We start from the raw sequence: 17327 nt of genomic DNA, 5'->3' as shown, positions 1-17327 counted from the left end.
GGCGCCAATCGATGCGTGGAGACGAGCATGATATTTTCGACAGAACTGCCCAAGTACCGTTACTCAGCCTGCGCCGTTTCTCTCTGGCTATGGATAGGCTGGTCCCAGACCGCCCAGGCGGCCTGTACGCTCACACCTACTACCGGCAACGACAACTACGTGTGCGACAGCGCCAGCAGTGGTCCGCTGACCGACTTGTCGGGCAACAACACCCTGACCTTTCCCGTCAATGGCACCGGCACCATCAATGGCGACGTAATCTTCGGCGCGGGTGTCGACCGGGTGCTCATGGATTCGGGCACCATCGCAGGCGTACTCGATCAGGGCGACGGCGCCAATATTCTGCAAATCGACAACGGGCAGATTACCGGCGAAGTCCACCAGCACAGCGGTATCGACACCTTCATCATGAATGGCGGGCGTATTCAGTCCCTGGCGCAGGGCGATGGTTTCGACCAATTCCTGATGACCGGCGGCACGATTGTCGGTGGCTTTGAAGATGGCGACTTTGCGCAGATGACGGGTGGCACGATCGGTCGCGTCGACATGAAACTCGACGACAATACTTTCGACATGTCCGGCGGGCAGATCCTCGGCAACCTGGTGACCGGTTTCGGCACCGATACCATCATCGTGTCCGCCGGGCGAATTGGCGGCAACGTCAGTGTCAGCGGCGGCAACGACAGCATCACGGTGACGGGTGGCGAGATCGTCGGCGAGGTCCGCGCCAGCGCCGGCAACGACACGTTGGTGTGGAACGGTGGCGGTATCATCCGCTCGGCCATCCTCATGGGCGCCGGCAACGACAGTGCTACCTTGGGAAATCTCGGCGAAAGCACCCTCGCCCTCACCCCGAGCATCGACGGTGGAAACGGCACAGACCTGCTGACCTTCGACCACACCACCTCAGAGGGCGCTGCCCGGTACATCAACTGGGAAACGGTCAACCTGAACAACGGTTCGCAGTTCGATCTGGCCGGCAATTTTGTAGTGGGCGACAGTGCCAGCGGCACCGGCGTATTCAATATCGATGGCAGCAGCACGCTGACGTCAACCCAGGGCAGCATCACGCCATTCACCGCCGGCCAGCATGCAACCTTGAACAACGCCGGGCGGATCGACCTCAGCAGCGGTAATACCCGCACCAATGACACCCTGACCGTGCAAGGCAATTACGCGGGCAACGGCGGCCAGTTGCTGTTGCAAAGCGTGGTGGGACACGACAACTCCCCCAGCGACAAACTGGTGGTGAACGATGGGACATTGACCGGCAGCACATTGATCACGGTCACCAATCTGGGCGGAACCGGCGGGTTGACGCAGCAGAACGGTATTGAGTTGGTGCAGGCTCAAGGCACTGCTGTCAGCACCCCCGATGCGTTTGCGCTCAAAGGTCCGGTATCTGCGGGTGCCTTCGATTACTACCTGTTCAAGGGTGGCGTTAACGCAGGCAGCGAAAACAGTTGGTATTTGCGCTCTGCCGTTGTGGCCCCCGCGACCGTCACCCTCCCAAACCCGGATCCAGCCCTGCCACCGATTGTCGTCCCGGTCGTCGCAACGCCGGTGGCCGCACTCGCTCCCGCCGGCAGTCCACCGCTACCGGTTTTACCGGCAGCCGTACCGGGCGCGTCACCGATTCCGCTGTACCGCCCCGAGGTTCCGACCTGGTCGGTACTGCCACCCGCTGCCGCGCAACTGACCCTGAATGCACTCGGCACTTTCCATGATCGCCAAGGCGATCAGCGCCTGCTCAACGAAACCGGGGCCTTTGGCGCTGGCTGGGGCCGGGTCTACGGCAGGAACGTCGATCAGACCTGGGCCGGCACCGTAACGCCAAGGCTCGACGGTTCGCTCAGCGGTTTCCAGGTGGGTAACGATGTGTACAGCTCACAGACTTCCAATGGACAGACCCAGCGCACTGGTTTTTTTGTCGGGCATACGCGTTTGCAGGGTGATGTCGACGGTTTCAATCAAGGATTTGAAGGCAAGCGCGCTGGCAAAGTGAAACTTGAAGGCGACAGTTATGGCGTGTACTGGACGTTGACCGATCCCAAGGGCTGGTACGTCGACACCGTCATCATGGGCACCCGGCTCGACGGTGACAGCCACTCCGAACGCGGCCTCAAACTGGATAACCGAGGCCACGCCTTGACTGTTTCGGCGGAAGCCGGCTATCCGATTCAAGTGACGGGTAACTGGGTGGTTGAACCCCAGGCGCAGGTCATCCATCAAAAAGTCTCGCTGGACAGCCAGGACGACGGTATTTCCCACGTCTCATTCGACTCCGACGGTGCCTGGACCGGTCGCCTCGGCGCTCGACTCAAAGGCCGCTACCAAGTCAGTGGACGACCACTGGAACCTTATATACGAGCCAATCTGTGGCACACCCTTTCCGGTACCGACTCGGTAACCTTCGACGGCGCGGACCGGATCGATACCGAGCAAAAATCGTCATCGGCCGATCTCGGTGTCGGCGTTGTGCTTAGCCTCGCGAAAACCGTGAGCGTGTATGGCGGAGTCGACTACACCAGCAATATCGACAGCAATCAGCTGCGCGGAACGGCCGCAAATGTCGGTGTCAGGGTGAGTTGGTAGACCGGTAGCCCACTATCAAAAACGCTCTGGCACGCGGATTTTTTGACGATTTTTCGAACAAACAAGAACTTAGATGTGCTGCGAAAATCAGTCACTTGCGAGTCCTAAAATACACATACCATTTATCGGCCATTTTCTTGACGCGATATCAAGGGTCTTCTTAGCTACACGTTACTACCCCCGGAAATATCACCCGGGGCAACCCCCCCAGACTCCCGCAAAATCGGGCGGCCAGAGGCTTGCCCCACTACATTCGGTCGCCCCTCATTCGGGTAGGAGAGAGACGCCAGAGCGAGATACCGCATGCGATAGCAAGGTAGACCTCCATGAAAACTTCATTCACCCAACATGAGATCAAAGTTACTTTTTGCACTGTCTCGAGTTCACTCCTTCTGTGCTCGTCCATGGAAGTACAGGCAGGGCCGGCAGAGGATGAAACCACGCCTTGGTACCGTCAGGATGTTCCCGTCATGACCTTACCCGCCGTCACGATCACCGCCCCCTACCCCGGCCGCTTCAGCGCCGCCTCCGATACACGAAGTTCGCGCCTGACCATCGAGGACGCTGCGCCTTCGGCCTGGGATCAGGTGTATGGACAGGCCTCGCGGCAGGCGCAAACCGATGTTCTGGCTCAGGGATTTGCTATCCCTGGCAGTAGCGAATTCAAAGGTCCGGCGATCCTGACTCTGCAAAGCGGTAGCGGTCATACCCAGCGGGTCGGACTGGTTGGCGGCATCACTCAGTTGCAAGGTAACAGCAGCGGGCTGCTGACCGGTCCCGCCCTTGCTGACCCCAGCCACGACACCCTCAACCTCGAAGGCCAGAGCCTCGGCGCCTACTGGAGCCTGACCGGGCCCCAAGGCTGGCACGTGGATTTGACGGCCAGCGGCGGCCGGGTCAACGGTTATACCCGCAATGACCAGGGCGCCCGACTGGCGACCGAGGGCAGCGCGGTGACGCTGTCGGTGGAAGGTGGTTTCCCCATTGGTCTGAGCGATAACTGGGTAGTCGAACCCCAGGCGCAGTTGATCAATCAACGCATTACCCTGGACACCCCGTATGCCGGCTCCGGCAATGCCTCGTCCAGCGACCTGACGTCCTGGAGCGGCCGGGTCGGTGCGCGGTTGAAAGGTAGTTACGACATCAACGGGCTGGGGGTCGAACCCTATGTGCGAACCAACGTGTGGCACACGGTGTACACCGGCAATACGGTGAACCTCGATCAGGTCGAGAAAATCAGCAGCAGCCGCTATTCATCGACCGTCGAAGTGGGTTTGGGGTTGGTGGCCAGAGTGACGCCTGCCGTGAGTTTTTACGTCAGCGCCGACTACAGCAGTGATGTGGATGACAATGATTTGAACGGGTTGATTGGGAGTTTGGGTGTGCGGATGCGTTGGTAGAAAGATCAAAAGATCGCAGGCTTCGCCAGCTCCTACAGGAGGTACACCGACCCAACGTAGGAGCTGCCGCAGGCTGCGATCTTTTCGGATCAACCCTCCGGACGCAGCATCAACACCGCCAGCGGCGGCAGGTTCAATACCAACGAGAGTGCCTGGCCATGGCTCGGCTCATCCTCGGTAAACGCCCCGCCGCTGTTGCCATAGTTCGAACCGGCGTAAGTGGCCGCATCGCTGTTGATCACCTCGGTCCAACGACCGGCAAACGGTACGCCGACGCGATAACCCTCACGCGGCACCGGCGTGAAGTTAGCCACCACCAACACCGGCCGCCCATCCCTGCTCCAGCGCATGAAGGCGTAAACGCTGTTGATTGCATCATCACCGATCAACCACTGGAAGCCTTGCGGCGCGTCGTCCTGATCATGCAGTGCCGGTTCTTCGCGATACAGCCGATTAAGATCGCCGACGAGTTTCTGCACACCTTTGTGTTCCGAGTACTGCAGCAAATACCAGTCGAGTTGCTGATCATGGTTCCACTCACGCCACTGACCAAACTCGCAGCCCATGAACAACAGCTTCTTGCCCGGATGCGCCCACATGAAACTGAGGTAGGCGCGCAGGTTGGCGAATTTCTGCCAGCGGTCGCCGGGCATCTTGTCGATCAGCGAGTGCTTGCCGTGTACCACCTCGTCGTGGGAGATCGGCAGGATAAATCGCTCGGACCAGGCATACACCAGACCGAAACTCAGTTCGTTGTGATGATGAGCGCGGTACACCGGGTCCTGCTGGATGTAGTGCAGCGAATCGTGCATCCAGCCCATGTTCCACTTGTAGTCGAAGCCCAGTCCGCCCTGTTGCGTGCCCTGGCTGACACCCGGCCACGCGGTGGATTCTTCGGCGATCACCAACGCGCCAGGGGCTTCGAGGTCGACCACGTCATTGAGATGGCGCAGGAAGTCGATGGCTTCGAGGTTCTCCCGACCGCCGTGACGATTTGGCACCCATTCGCCGGCCTTGCGCGAGTAATCGCGATACAGCATCGAAGCCACGGCATCGACCCGCAGGCCGTCGACGTGGAAATGTTTGAGCCAGTGCAACGCCGAGGCCAGCATGTAGCCGTGTACTTCGGTGCGACCCAGGTTGTAGATCAGCGTGTCCCAGTCCTGATGGAAGCCTTCCTGCGGGTTGCCGTATTCGTACAGTGCGGTGCCGTCGAACTGCGCCAGACCGTGGGTATCGGTCGGAAAATGCGCTGGCACCCAGTCGAGGATCACGCCGATGTCAGCCTGGTGGCAGGCATTGATGAACGCGGCGAAGTCATCCGGCGTACCGTAGCGGGCGCTCGGGGCGAATTGCGACAGCAACTGATAGCCCCATGAGCCACCGAACGGGTGTTCCATGATCGGCATCAGCTCGATGTGGGTAAAACCCAGATCCTTCACGTAAGGAATCAGCCGCTCGGCCAACTCATGCCAGGTGTACAGGCGCGCAACTTCGCCCAAATCGTCCAACTCACATTGCCAGGACCCGGCATGCAATTCGTAGATCGACAGCGGCGCACTCACCCGATGACGGTCGCCCCGGGATTGCATCCACTCCTGATCCTGCCAATCGATGTTCAGCGGCGAAGCGACTTTTGACGCGGTGTCCGGTGGCAGCGAGGTGGCCAGCGCCATCGGGTCGGCCTTGAGCGGCAGAATGCCGTGGGTGCCGAGGATTTCGTATTTGTACGTTTCCCCCGCTTGCATGCGCGGGACGAAAATTTCCCATACGCCGGTAGGATGACGCAGGCGCATCGGGTGCCGACGACCGTCCCAGTTGTTGAAGTCACCCACCACCGACACCCTTTTGGCGTTCGGTGCCCACACGGCGAAACGCACGCCATCGACACCGTCGACCGTTTTCAGCTGCGCGCCCAGGCAAGCGCTGAGATCGCGGTGATTGCCTTCGGCGAACAGGTACAAGTCCATCTCGCCGAGTAACGGGCCAAAGCTGTAAGGGTCTTCTGAAACCTGTTCGCCGCCGGCCCACCGGGTTCGCAGCAGATACGGCTGCGCCCGATCGAAATGCCCGACGTACAGGCCCGGCGTCTGGGTGGCCTCAAGGTTGCCGAGTTCCTCCCCGGAGTCCTTGGCCAGTACCTGCACGCTCAAGGCGTCCGGCAAATAGGCCCGAATGAATTGCCCGCCGGCACCATCGCCGTGGGGGCCGAGAATTGCAAAGGGGTCGTGATGTTCGGCGCGTACCAGCGCGTCGATGTCCCGCGATCTGGGCAACAACGCTTCTTTAGCGTGACCCTGTTCCTTGTTCGAGAAACTCATGACTACTCTCCACCAAGATCGGAAAAGGGTTTAAGCCCACTCAATAGTCCATATAAACCGTGCAACGGCACGGGCAACCATGTGGGGCGATTCTCTGCCTCATAGGCCACTTCATACGCTGCCTTCTCCAGGCCGAACAACGCCAATGCGGCGTCCTCGCCTTCCGGATCTTGCCATGCATGAGCAAGACTAGCTGCCGCCAGCCGATAAGCGTCGACAAATGCTTGTCTTGCTTCATTTAAATAGCGATCAGCGACACGTTGACGAGCGGCTTGGGCATCGGCCGTGTTGTCGACGTTGTGCACATTAATCGCCATCGCCGCAGCGTAGTCAAAGGAGCGCAATACGCCACTGACATCTTTGTACGGGCTGTGTTTGCCCCGTCGCTCATGCAGCGGTCGCGCCGGCTCGCCTTCGAAGTCGATCAGGTAGGCGTCGCCCTTGATCACCAGCACCTGGCCCAGGTGCAAGTCGCCGTGGACGCGAATGCGTAGACCACCAACGGCTTTTTTGCCCAGCTCCTGAACATGGCTGAGAATGGCTTTTTTGTTGTCCAGTAAACGAGTGACCAAAGCTTTGTCTGCCGGGTTCAATTCGCTTTGATGCTGTTTGAGTAACTTCAGCGCGTGCTCCAGTTGCGCCGCCACGTCCTTGGCCGAGGCCAGGGCATCTTTCTGGGTGGTGACCTGCGGAGCGAAGTCAGAGTTGACGCTGGGCGCCGCCAGCAGCTGATGCATTTCACCGAGACGCTGACCGAGCATGCCGGCGAAGTCTCTCAGTTCGCCCAAGGCGTTGTAGTGTTGCTCCTGCTCGGACATGGCGTCGGCCAGCTCGTCGCGCAGCGCCCGTTCGAGGTTGTTCTGGGTCCATTCCCAGGCGTCGCCCTGATTGCTCAAATAGCCTTGGGCAATCATCAGCAGGTTGTCCTCGCCCGCCGGATCACGGCGAACCACTGAACCCAGCAGCGGCGAAATATTGCGGAAACCGGCGTGAGTCAGGAACGCGCTCATTTCCAGTTCCGGGTGCACGCCAGACGCGACCTTGCGGATCAGTTTGAGCACCAGGCTGTTGCCGATCACCACCGAACTGTTGGACTGTTCGGCGGACAGGTAACGCACTTCCGATTCCCCGCTCAGGCCGAGATTCGCCAGTTCCGCCGTCGGCTCGAAATGGATCTCGCCCGCGCTGGATGGCAATACGATATTGCTTTGTATGCCCTGCAAAACCGCATGCACAAAGGTTTCGAGGCTAAAAGCGTCGGTGATCAAACCGACCTGACGCACGCGCCGAACCCGAGACAAGGCCAGTTGCTGAGGCAACGCGGCACCCACCTGATCTTCGGAGATAAAACCGAACGGCAACTGATAGCGGCTGGTCTGGCCGCCACTGGTGACGTCGATTTCACTCAACAACACGGGGTGCAGCGGATCGCCGAAGCGTACACCGTAAGCGATGTTGACCTGTTCGATGGCTGCGTCTTTGCCGGCAAACCAGCGGCGATTCTGTAGCCAGCTCGGCAAAATGCCCTGCTCCAGCGTGCCGCGGGACGGCGCTTCGAGCAGTTCCTCCATGCGTTTCTTCAGCACCAGCGTGGTGAAGTCCGGCAGGCTCTGCGCCGGTTCCACGTGCCAGCTCGGCATCTGGTTTTCCGCCGCCAATACGAACCAATAGAAGCCGTAAGGCGCCAGGGTCAGCAGGAAATTCAACTGACCAATAGGCGGGAAGGCGTTACCGCCGAGCATCTCCACCGGCACCATGCCGACGTAGGCTGACAGGTCCAGTTCCGCCGCTTGCGCGCTGCGGGACACGTTGGCCACACACAAGATGATTTCGTGCTTGCCGTCCGGTCCGGTGAATTCCCGGGTGTAGGCCAGGATCCGTCGGTTGCTCGGCGAGAGCATTTTCAGTGTGCCGCGACCGAAGGCCTTGGACTGCTTGCGCACGGCGAGCATGCGCCGGGTCCAGTTCAGTAGCGAATGCGGGTCGCCGGCCTGGGTTTCAACGTTGACCGACAGGTAACCGTATTGCGGGTCCATGATCGGTGGCAGCACCAGGCTCGCCGGGTCGGCGCGGGAGAAACCGCCGTTACGGTCAATCGACCACTGCATTGGCGTGCGCACGCCGTCACGATCGCCGAGGTAGATGTTGTCACCCATGCCGATTTCATCGCCGTAATACAGGGTCGGCGTGCCGGGCATCGACAGCAGCAAACTGTTCAGCAACTCCACACGACGACGGTCGCGCTCCATCAACGGCGCCAAGCGGCGGCGAATGCCAAGGTTGATCCGCGCCCGACGGTCGGCCGCGTAATAATTCCATAGATAGTCGCGCTCCTTGTCGGTGACCATTTCCAGGGTCAGCTCATCGTGGTTGCGCAGGAAAATCGCCCACTGACAGTTAGCCGGGATCTCCGGGGTCTGACGCAGAATGTCGGTGATCGGGAAACGGTCCTCCTGGGCCAGCGCCATGTACATGCGCGGCATCAGCGGGAAGTGGAACGCCATGTGGCATTCGTCGCCGTTCAGGCCTTTTTTATCGGTGTCACCGAAGTACAGCTGCGTGTCTTCCGGCCATTGGTTGGCCTCGGCCAGCAGCATGCGGTCCGGATAGTTGGCGTCGATTTCGGCACGGATCTGCTTGAGGACGTCGTGGGTCTCGGGCAGGTTTTCGTTGTTGGTGCCATCGCGTTCGATCAGGTACGGAATCGCGTCCAGACGCAGACCGTCGATGCCCATGTCCAGCCAGTAGCGCATCACCGACAGCACGGCTTTCATGACTTGCGGGTTATCGAAATTCAGGTCTGGCTGGTGGGAATAGAAGCGATGCCAGAAGTACTGGCCGGCTACCGGGTCCCAGGTCCAGTTGGATTTTTCGGTGTCGAGAAAGATGATACGAGTGCCATCGTATTTTTGATCGTCATCGGACCAGACGTAGAAGTCCCGCGCTGCCGAACCTTTCTTGGCTTTGCGCGCACGCTGGAACCAGGCGTGCTGGTCCGAGGTGTGGTTGATGACGAGCTCGGTAATCACCCGCAGGCCACGTTTGTGGGCTTCCGAGATGAACCGCTTGGCATCGGCCATGGTGCCGTAGTCGGAATGCACGCCACGGTATTCGGCAATGTCGTAGCCGTCATCGCGCCGTGGCGAGGGATAGAACGGCAACAGCCAAATGGTGTTGACGCCCAGATCGGCAATGTAATCGAGTTTGGCGATAAGACCGGGAAAGTCGCCGATCCCGTCATTGTTGGAGTCGAAAAAAGACTTAACGTGAACTTGGTAGATGACCGCATCCTTGTACCAGAGCGGGTCCTTGATAAAGGTGGCAGCCTTGGGTTTCTTCGCCATTTGAAACTCCTGTTGAATTCGAAATAACCACCGCAGAGCCAGTAGCTTTGGAATTGGGCTTTTGTGGCGAGGGGATTTATCCCCGTGCGGCTGCGAAGCAGTCGTAAATACTGTGAATCCAAATCTGACGGGAGGAATGGGTTGTCTGGTTTATCTGGTTTATCTGGTTTATCTGGGGGCCGCTTCGCGGCCCAACGGGGATAAATCCCCTCGCCACAAAAATCCCCACACCACGAAGCCCTCTCACCACAGAAGCCCCCTCACCACACAGTCAGGAGGTTGTGATCCGCCAGATCCCGAACGGTTGATGCGCCGGGTCGATCCGCATGAATTGGTACTTGCCGTGCCAGGTCCAGCGATGACCGCTCATCAAGTCTTCGCCCTGGGTGCTGGCGTCGTCGGGCAAGCCCATTTCCCACAGCGGCAATTCGAAATTCCCTTCCTGGACGTTAAGCGGATCAAGGCTGACGGCCACCAGAATGAAATTGCTGCCATCCGCGCTGCGTTTGCCGAAATACAGAATGTTGTCGTTCCAGGCGTTGTAGACCTTCAAGCCCAAGTGCGTCTGCAGCGCCGGGTTCTGCCGGCGGATGCGGTTGAGCTGGGCGATCTCGGCAATGATGTTGCCCGGCGCGTTGAAGTCTCGCGGGCGGATTTCATACTTCTCGGAATTGAGGTACTCCTCCTTACCCGGCACCGGTGCCGCTTCACACAGTTCGAAGCCTGAATACATGCCCCACAGACCGGAGCCCATGGTTGCCAGCGCGGCGCGGATCAGAAATCCGGCACGCCCGGATTCATGCAAAAACGCCGGGTTGATGTCCGGGGTATTCACGAAGAAGTTCGGCCGGAAGCATTCGCGCCACGGTGACTCATTGAGTTCGGTGAAGTAGGTCGCCAGCTCGGACTTGTTGTTGCGCCAAGTGAAGTAGGTGTAGCTCTGGGAGTAACCGACCTTGCCCAACCGCGCCATCATTGCCGGGGTGGTGAAGGCTTCGGCCAGGAAGATCACCTCGGGATACAGCGCCCGCACATCAGCAATCAGCCATTGCCAGAACGGCAGCGGTTTGGTGTGAGGGTTATCGACGCGAAACAGCTTCACGCCCTCTTCGACCCAACCCACCACGATGTCGCGCAACTCGACCCACAGACTCGGGATCGCGTCGCTGGCATAGAAATCAACGTTGACGATGTCCTGGTATTTTTTCGGCGGGTTCTCGGCGTATTTGATCGTGCCGTCCGGCCGCCAGTTGAACCAGCCCGGATGCTGTTGCAGCCACGGGTGATCCTGGGAACACTGAATCGCAAAATCCAGGGCGATTTCCAGTCCATGGTCTGCGGCCGCCGCGACAAGTCGACGGAAGTCTTCGCGGCTGCCCAGCTCTGAATGAATCGCCTCATGCCCGCCTTCTTCGCTGCCGATGGCATACGGACTGCCCGGATCGTCCGGCCCGGCGATCAGGGAATTGTTCGGGCCTTTGCGGTAACTGCGGCCGATCGGGTGGATCGGCGGGAAGTACAGCACATCGAAGCCCATGTCCTGGATCATCGGCAGCCGCGAATGCACATCGTTGAAGGTGCCATGACGGGCCGGATCGTCAGTGATCGAACGCGGAAACAATTCATACCAACTGGCGAACTGCGCCAGGTCCCGTTCGACGTCGAGCGGGTACTCAGGGCTGATGCTCAAATAGGCCCGATGATCGGCCAGCGACATCAGCTCGGCGCTACTTGGGTGCAGAAACAGCTCGACCTGCTCGATTTCGAGCAGACCCGACAATTCATGGTGCAGCGTCGCCAGTTGTTCACTCAGCTGCCCTTCGGTGCGTTCGGCGGCTTGCTGGACTTGAGTCCGCCCTTCCTGCAGTTCCAGGCTGATCGGCACTCTGGCTGCGTGTTTTTTCTCCAGCTCATAACAGAAGCTGGCGAACTGATCGATCCAGGCTTCGATACAAAACACATAGCGGCCCTGGCGCGCGACCCGGAACTGGCCCTGCCAACCGTTATTGCCCAGGTCAGTCATGACTTCGCTTTGCCAGGTCTCATCACCCTCGGCACGCGAGCGTATGCGCACGGCCAACTTGTCGTGACCGTCGGCAAACACTTTGCTGGTCACCACCACGTCCTGACCCACCACGGCTTTGACGGCGAACTGCCCGCCATCGAGGGTCGGCATGGTGTTTTCGATGGCGATGCGCGGTAGCAGTAAAGCCTGCGACAGCGGCATATGAGGGTTGTAGTTCAGCTCTGTCGGTTTTTCAGCAGTCATCGAGCATCTCTCCTTTACGCCCCATGGACGCTCTTGTGTCTATGGCTTGTCACTGGATAGTTACCCCGCAGGGCCGTCCGCTCCGGAATGAACTCACTTAGGTTCCGAGCGACAGGCACCGGGAAAGTTCACGAGGATTTGCCTGGGTCTTCGGTGGAATCAATTCCTTTGCACGGTGGTCAACACACTTAAGCACGACTTACGCCATGTGCCACTGGAGGCAAAAACCATGAGCATTCCGATCCCTGCCGAAACGCCTGATCCAAACATCGACAGCCCGACCATTCCGCCGACCGAGCCTACGCCGGTGCCTGAGCAAGACCCGCCCGGCACCACACCGCCACCTCGGGAAGACCCACCAGAGACGATGCCGCCGGTGGTTGTCACACCGTAGGAGCTGCCGAAGGCTGCGATCTTTTGATCTTGAAAAGCAACATCAAGAGATCGCAGCCTTCGGCAGCTCCTACGGGGGATCGCGGTCAAGCATTTTTACGATCTTCGGCATCACACTGAAAATAGCCAACGCCAGCAACGTACTGAACACCGCCGTCGCCTCTCGCCCCAACCCGGCCGAGACACCAATGGCGGCAGTCATCCACAATCCGGCGGCGGTGGTCAGGCCTTTGACGTGTCCCTCGTCGCCCTCGTTGTTTTTCAGAATAGTCCCTGCGCCAAGAAAACCGATCCCCGCGATCACACCCTGCACCACCCGGCTCATGGCATCGGCCTGTGAGCCGGACATTTGCGGCACCAGCACGAACAGCGCGGCACCGAGGGCCACCAGCATGTGGGTGCGAACCCCGGCGGCCTTGCCCTTGTGCTCCCGTTCGAAGCCGAGAATCCCGCCCAACACCGCAGCCATCAGCAAACGCACGGTAATGCGCGTCAGTTGTGAAGCGTCGCCAATGTCGGCGAACTCCGCTTGCAGGGTCACCCAAACCTCATGCCACCAGACGTTCATGGTGTTGTCCTTGTGATGACTGAATAGAAAGTTGCTCTATTGAGGATGGACCGCGTCGACCATTAATCGGTTGCACAGAACGATGATCCTCGGCAGTGCCCTAACACGTTAGAACCCACAGAAAAAAGGACACCTTCATGACTGTGCGCATCGAAAACCAGACCTGCTTCTTCATTACCGAAAACGGCGAAGAAATTCGTCTGTGTCCAGACGTCACCATCATTACCGACCCGGAAAAAGCCATGTCGGCGGTGGAGCTCGATGGCCAGCGCGTCTACATCACCGAAGCAGAAGCAGACGCATTGACCGTAGCAGGCGCAGTCGACGGGCGTAAGCATTTGAAGGCCACCGACAGTGATTCGGTGATTTGACTGACCCGGATCAACAACACCCGCAGACGCTTGATATAGGCGCCTGCGTCCCGCTGCTGCGGGTGCATCAACTTGTCGCAGGCAGCGGATCAATGCCCATCTGATCCGCTTTTTATTGCAATAGGTGAGTCTGTTATGCAAACAGATCGCCGCTCATAGTGCTCAGGCCTGATGGAGGCTGATGAGCGAAAGACCATGAGCGATAGAATCCCCGTCCGAACCGTAGAAACCGCCCCTTTAATACAGAACCCTTCAGTGCAGAGCTATGAGCCTTCGCGTCCAAAGATGAAGGCCAAGTCCAGCGACAACCTGATCCACACCCGCAGCTTCACCGGTTTATTCCGCACCCTGCGCATGAGCGGCGCGGGGTTTCTGTTTTTGCTGTTCTTCGGCACGGTGTGGTTGAACTGGGGCGGCCGCCAGGCTGTGCTCTGGGACCTTTCCGAAAGCAAATTCCACATCTTCGGTGCGACCTTCTGGCCGCAGGATTTCATCCTGCTGTCCGCGCTGCTGATCATTGCCGCGTTCGGCCTGTTTGCGATCACCGTGTTCGCCGGGCGAGTCTGGTGCGGTTACACCTGCCCACAGAGCTCCTGGACCTGGATCTTCATGTGGTGCGAGAAGCTCACCGAAGGCGAACGCAACCAGCGGATCAAGCTGCAAGCCGCCCCCTGGGGCCTGAACAAACTGTTCCGCCGCTCGGCCAAGCACACCTTGTGGCTGGCCATCAGCCTGTTGACCGGCCTGACCTTTGTCGGCTATTTCACCCCGATCCGGCCGCTGGCCGAAGAACTGCTGACCTTGCAGATGGGCGGCGTCAGCCTGTTCTGGGTGCTGTTCTTTACCGGCGCGACTTACATCAACGCCGGTTGGTTGCGTGAAGCGGTGTGCATGCACATGTGTCCGTACGCACGGTTCCAGAGCGTGATGTTCGACAAAGACACCCTGACCATCTCCTACGACGTGGCCCGTGGCGAAAACCGTGGCCCGCGCAAACGTGACGTGGCACCGGCAGAAGTCGGCCTCGGTGATTGCATCGACTGCCAGGTGTGCGTGCAAGTCTGCCCGACCGGCATCGACATCCGCGACGGCTTGCAGATGGAATGCATCGGCTGCGCCGCGTGTATCGACGCCTGTGATTCGATCATGGACAAAATGGGCTACGCCCGCGGGCTGATCAGCTACACCTCGGAGCATCAATTGCAAGGTGGCAAGACTCATTTGTTGCGGCCGCGTTTGATCGGCTACACCGCGGTCCTGCTGGTGATGATCGGTGCGCTTGCCCTGGCGCTGGTGGAGCGGCCAATGGTGTCGCTGGACGTGAGCAAGGACCGTGGCCTGTTCCGCGAGAACAGTCAGGGGCAGATCGAAAACATCTACAGCCTGAAAGTCATCAACAAGACCCAGCAACGTCAGGATTACCGTCTGACCCTGGTCGATGGCGAAGGCTTCCTGCTGCAAGGCAAGACTGAACTGAGCCTGGCACCGGGCGAGATTGTGGATGTGCCGGTGTCGGTGGCGATGACCACGGAACGACCGAGCAGCAGTTCGCAGACGATCAGCTTCAAGATTGTCGACAGCGATGAGCCTGAGATTTATAGCGTGGCGAAGAGCCGGTTTGTTGCGCCGATGAATCGTTGAGCCTTTAAGATGCAAAGCCAAAGATCGCAGCCTTCGGCAGCTCCTACGGGTATACGCCGATCCATTGTAGGAGCTGCCGAAGGCTGCGATCTTTGGCGACCTGACTGCCACCCATTTTTTCAATGAATGACACCCATCCAGGCACTCGATGAAACGCTACGAAAAATTCGCCGATGACATCGCTGAACTGATCCGCTCCGGCGTTCTCGGCCCCGGCCAGCGCGTGCCGTCGGTGCGCTACGCCAGCCAGACTTACGGGGTCAGCCCGTCCACGGTGTTCCAGGCCTACTACCTGCTCGAACGCCGCGGCCTGATCCGCGCTCGCCCGCGTTCCGGCTACTTCGTCAACGCACACGCGCCGAGCCCGTTCTCGGAGCCGGTGATCAGCAGTCAGGTCAATGAGTCCACCGAAGTCGACGTCAGCGAACTGGTGTTCTCGGTCCTCGATTCGATCAAGGACCCGAACACCGTGCCCTTCGGCTCGGCCTTCCCCAGCCCGACCCTGTTCCCGCTGCAACGGTTGTCCCGCTCTCTGGCCAGCGCTGCCCGAGAGATGGACCCGCGCATGGTCGTCACCGACATGTCGCCGGGCAACCCACAATTGCGTCGTCAAATCGCCCTGCGCTACATGGTCGGCGGACTGATGCTGCCCATGGAAGAACTGCTGATTACCAACGGCGCGCTGGAAGCGCTGAACCTGTGCTTGCAAGCGGTCACCGAGCCCGGCGATCTGGTGGCCATCGAAGCCCCGGCGTTCTACGCCTGCCTGCAAATCCTGGAGCGGCTGAAGCTCAAAGCCGTGGAAATCCCTGTGCATCCGCGCGATGGCATCGACCTTGGCGTACTTGCGCAAACCCTGGCACGGCACCCGATCAAGGCTGTCTGGTGCATGACCAGCTTCCAGAACCCGATGGGCGCGACGATGCCCGAGGCGAAGAAACAGGAACTGGTTGAGCTATTGCGCAGCCATCAGGTGCCGCTGATCGAAGACGACGTCTACGCCGAACTCTATTACGGCCAACAGGCGCCGAAACCGGCCAAGGCTTTTGATACCGAAGGGCTGGTGATGCATTGCGGTTCGTTCGCCAAAAGCCTGGCCCCCGGCTACCGCATCGGTTGGGTCGCCGCCGGGCGCTATGCGCAGAAGATCGAACGGCTGAAACTCATGACGTCGCTGTGCGCGTCGATGCCGGCCCAGGCGGCCATTGCCGATTACCTGCAACACGGCGGCTACGACCGGCACCTGCGAAAACTGCGCTACGCCCTTGAAGAACAGCAAAGCGCCATGCTCGCCGCTATCGCGCGCTACTTCCCGGCGCAAACCCGCGTCAGTCAACCGGCCGGCGGTTACTTCCTGTGGCTGGAATTGCCACCGCAGATGGATTCGCTGAAGTTGTTTCAGATGGCGTTGGCGCAAGGGATCAGCATTGCGCCCGGGCCGATCTTTTCACCGACCCAGCGCTTCAGGAATTGTATTCGGCTGAACTACGGCAGCCCCTGGGATGAGATAGCCGAGAAGGCGATGGAGACGTTGGGCCGGATTGTGCGGTCGTTCTAACACTCATCTATCGCTCTTTGTGCAACTCTGTACTCACTCTGTATGGCGGGTACAAACTCGATGGGCCACCGCTCAGAACAGAAAACGTTTGAGTTAATTGTGCAGATTGACGGGCACCAGCCACCTCAGCTCACAATGACGGTCGTCCGACCGGCGGTCATTAAAATGCGTAAAACCTGATACTTTTGACAGTAGACGCTCATCCAGAAAATAACTTAGATTTCTATTCGAGCACAAACTAACCGCTCAAAAAACAGCCACCAATAGTTACGGGATAGCGAGGATACTCAAGATGATCACCCAACAAAAACTTAATGACTTTTCTGACTTTGAGAATGGCAATTTTAATGGATGGCGCGCCATAAGTGGCACACACAGAACTGAAAAAGAAGAAGGGAACGCTTACTTCACCTTCGCTTGGTTTGATGGTAACCAACCCTACTCGATACAGAAAGCCTTCGAAGAATTCCCGGAAAAGGCAACTGTAAAATTTCGGATGCGCATCAGTGAAGGAGTCAAGATCAAAGAGCTCCTGGTTGGCTTTGGCGAAACCTTGTCCCTTCCGCCGCCAAAAGTTGATGGCAAATGGCATGAAATCGAAGCCGAATATTCACGCACCTATTTATTAGGTAAACACTTTTATATTTCCGCAGAGGTCGAAGGTAATCTCACTCCGTCCCAGTATATTCATTACGACGACATTTCAATAACAGAAAAATAACTTACAAAATCAATAAAACCAAAGCCAACAAGTGATCTCTCAGAAAGTCTGCGAAATCACTTGAATTGGCTATTTTACTACGCTCGAAAAATAACCCAACAAACTACTACTCGACAATGGCTCGCAAGTTGTTGCGGGCGACGCTG

At 58.7% G+C, this 17327-nt stretch carries 11 protein-coding genes; 7 read left to right on the top strand and 4 right to left on the bottom strand.

Translation table 11 applies throughout. The annotated features are described in order from the left end of the window. Positions 1-27: 27 nt before the first annotated feature. A complete protein-coding gene (locus ACA059_RS15050) occupies positions 28-2595 on the top strand; it encodes an autotransporter family protein (RefSeq protein ID WP_497634541.1) in 2568 nt (855 codons plus the stop codon). Positions 2596-2921: 326 nt separating this feature from the next. Beyond that, positions 2922-3995, top strand: a complete 1074-nt coding sequence (locus ACA059_RS15045; RefSeq protein WP_497634540.1) for an autotransporter domain-containing protein — start codon at positions 2922-2924, stop codon at positions 3993-3995. Positions 3996-4084: 89 nt separating this feature from the next. Here ACA059_RS15045 and glgB read toward each other — a convergent pair whose 3' ends face one another. From glgB to ACA059_RS15030, 3 genes are all read right to left on the bottom strand, one after another. Next, entirely contained in the window at positions 4085-6316 is a 2232-nt protein-coding gene (glgB, locus tag ACA059_RS15040; protein ID WP_497634539.1) for a 1,4-alpha-glucan branching protein GlgB, read from the bottom strand. A 2-nt stretch (positions 6317-6318) separates the two neighbouring features. Then, complete coding sequence (gene treS, locus ACA059_RS15035; protein ID WP_497634538.1) at positions 6319-9660, bottom strand: maltose alpha-D-glucosyltransferase; 3342 nt, start codon at positions 9658-9660, stop codon at positions 6319-6321. A 271-nt stretch (positions 9661-9931) separates the two neighbouring features. Next, entirely contained in the window at positions 9932-11929 is a 1998-nt protein-coding gene (locus ACA059_RS15030; protein WP_497634537.1) for an alpha-1,4-glucan--maltose-1-phosphate maltosyltransferase, read from the bottom strand. Positions 11930-12158: 229 nt separating this feature from the next. On the opposite strand from ACA059_RS15030, the gene ACA059_RS15025 reads away from it, so the two are divergent. After that, on the top strand, positions 12159-12323 hold the full coding sequence (locus ACA059_RS15025; protein ID WP_497634536.1) for a hypothetical protein: 165 nt from the start codon (positions 12159-12161) through the stop codon (positions 12321-12323). Between the two features lie 69 nt (positions 12324-12392). Here ACA059_RS15025 and ACA059_RS15020 read toward each other — a convergent pair whose 3' ends face one another. Further along, positions 12393-12890 carry an MgtC/SapB family protein gene (locus ACA059_RS15020; RefSeq protein WP_497634535.1) on the bottom strand — a complete coding sequence of 166 codons (498 nt, stop codon included), beginning with the start codon at positions 12888-12890 and terminating at the stop codon, positions 12393-12395. A gap of 137 nt (positions 12891-13027) precedes the next feature. Between ACA059_RS15020 and ACA059_RS15015 the strand changes: the two genes are divergently transcribed. The 4 genes from ACA059_RS15015 to ACA059_RS15000 all read left to right on the top strand — a co-directional run bounded on the left by ACA059_RS15015 (position 13028) and on the right by ACA059_RS15000 (position 17181). Further along, on the top strand, positions 13028-13261 hold the full coding sequence (locus ACA059_RS15015; RefSeq protein WP_347804659.1) for a DUF3203 family protein: 234 nt from the start codon (positions 13028-13030) through the stop codon (positions 13259-13261). Between the two features lie 195 nt (positions 13262-13456). Continuing rightward, on the top strand, positions 13457-14902 hold the full coding sequence (gene ccoG / locus ACA059_RS15010; RefSeq protein ID WP_497634534.1) for a cytochrome c oxidase accessory protein CcoG: 1446 nt from the start codon (positions 13457-13459) through the stop codon (positions 14900-14902). A gap of 148 nt (positions 14903-15050) precedes the next feature. Beyond that, positions 15051-16460, top strand: coding sequence for a GntR family transcriptional regulator MpaR (gene mapR, locus ACA059_RS15005; protein ID WP_497634533.1), 1410 nt, complete (start codon positions 15051-15053; stop codon positions 16458-16460). Between the two features lie 292 nt (positions 16461-16752). Continuing rightward, a complete protein-coding gene (locus ACA059_RS15000) occupies positions 16753-17181 on the top strand; it encodes a hypothetical protein (RefSeq protein ID WP_497634532.1) in 429 nt (142 codons plus the stop codon). The last annotated feature ends 146 nt before the right edge of the window (positions 17182-17327 follow it).

It is taken from the genome of Pseudomonas sp. LBUM1647 (assembly GCF_059716175.1).
Note: the sequence above shows the minus strand (reverse complement) of the source record. Positions and strands in the feature narration are given on the sequence as shown.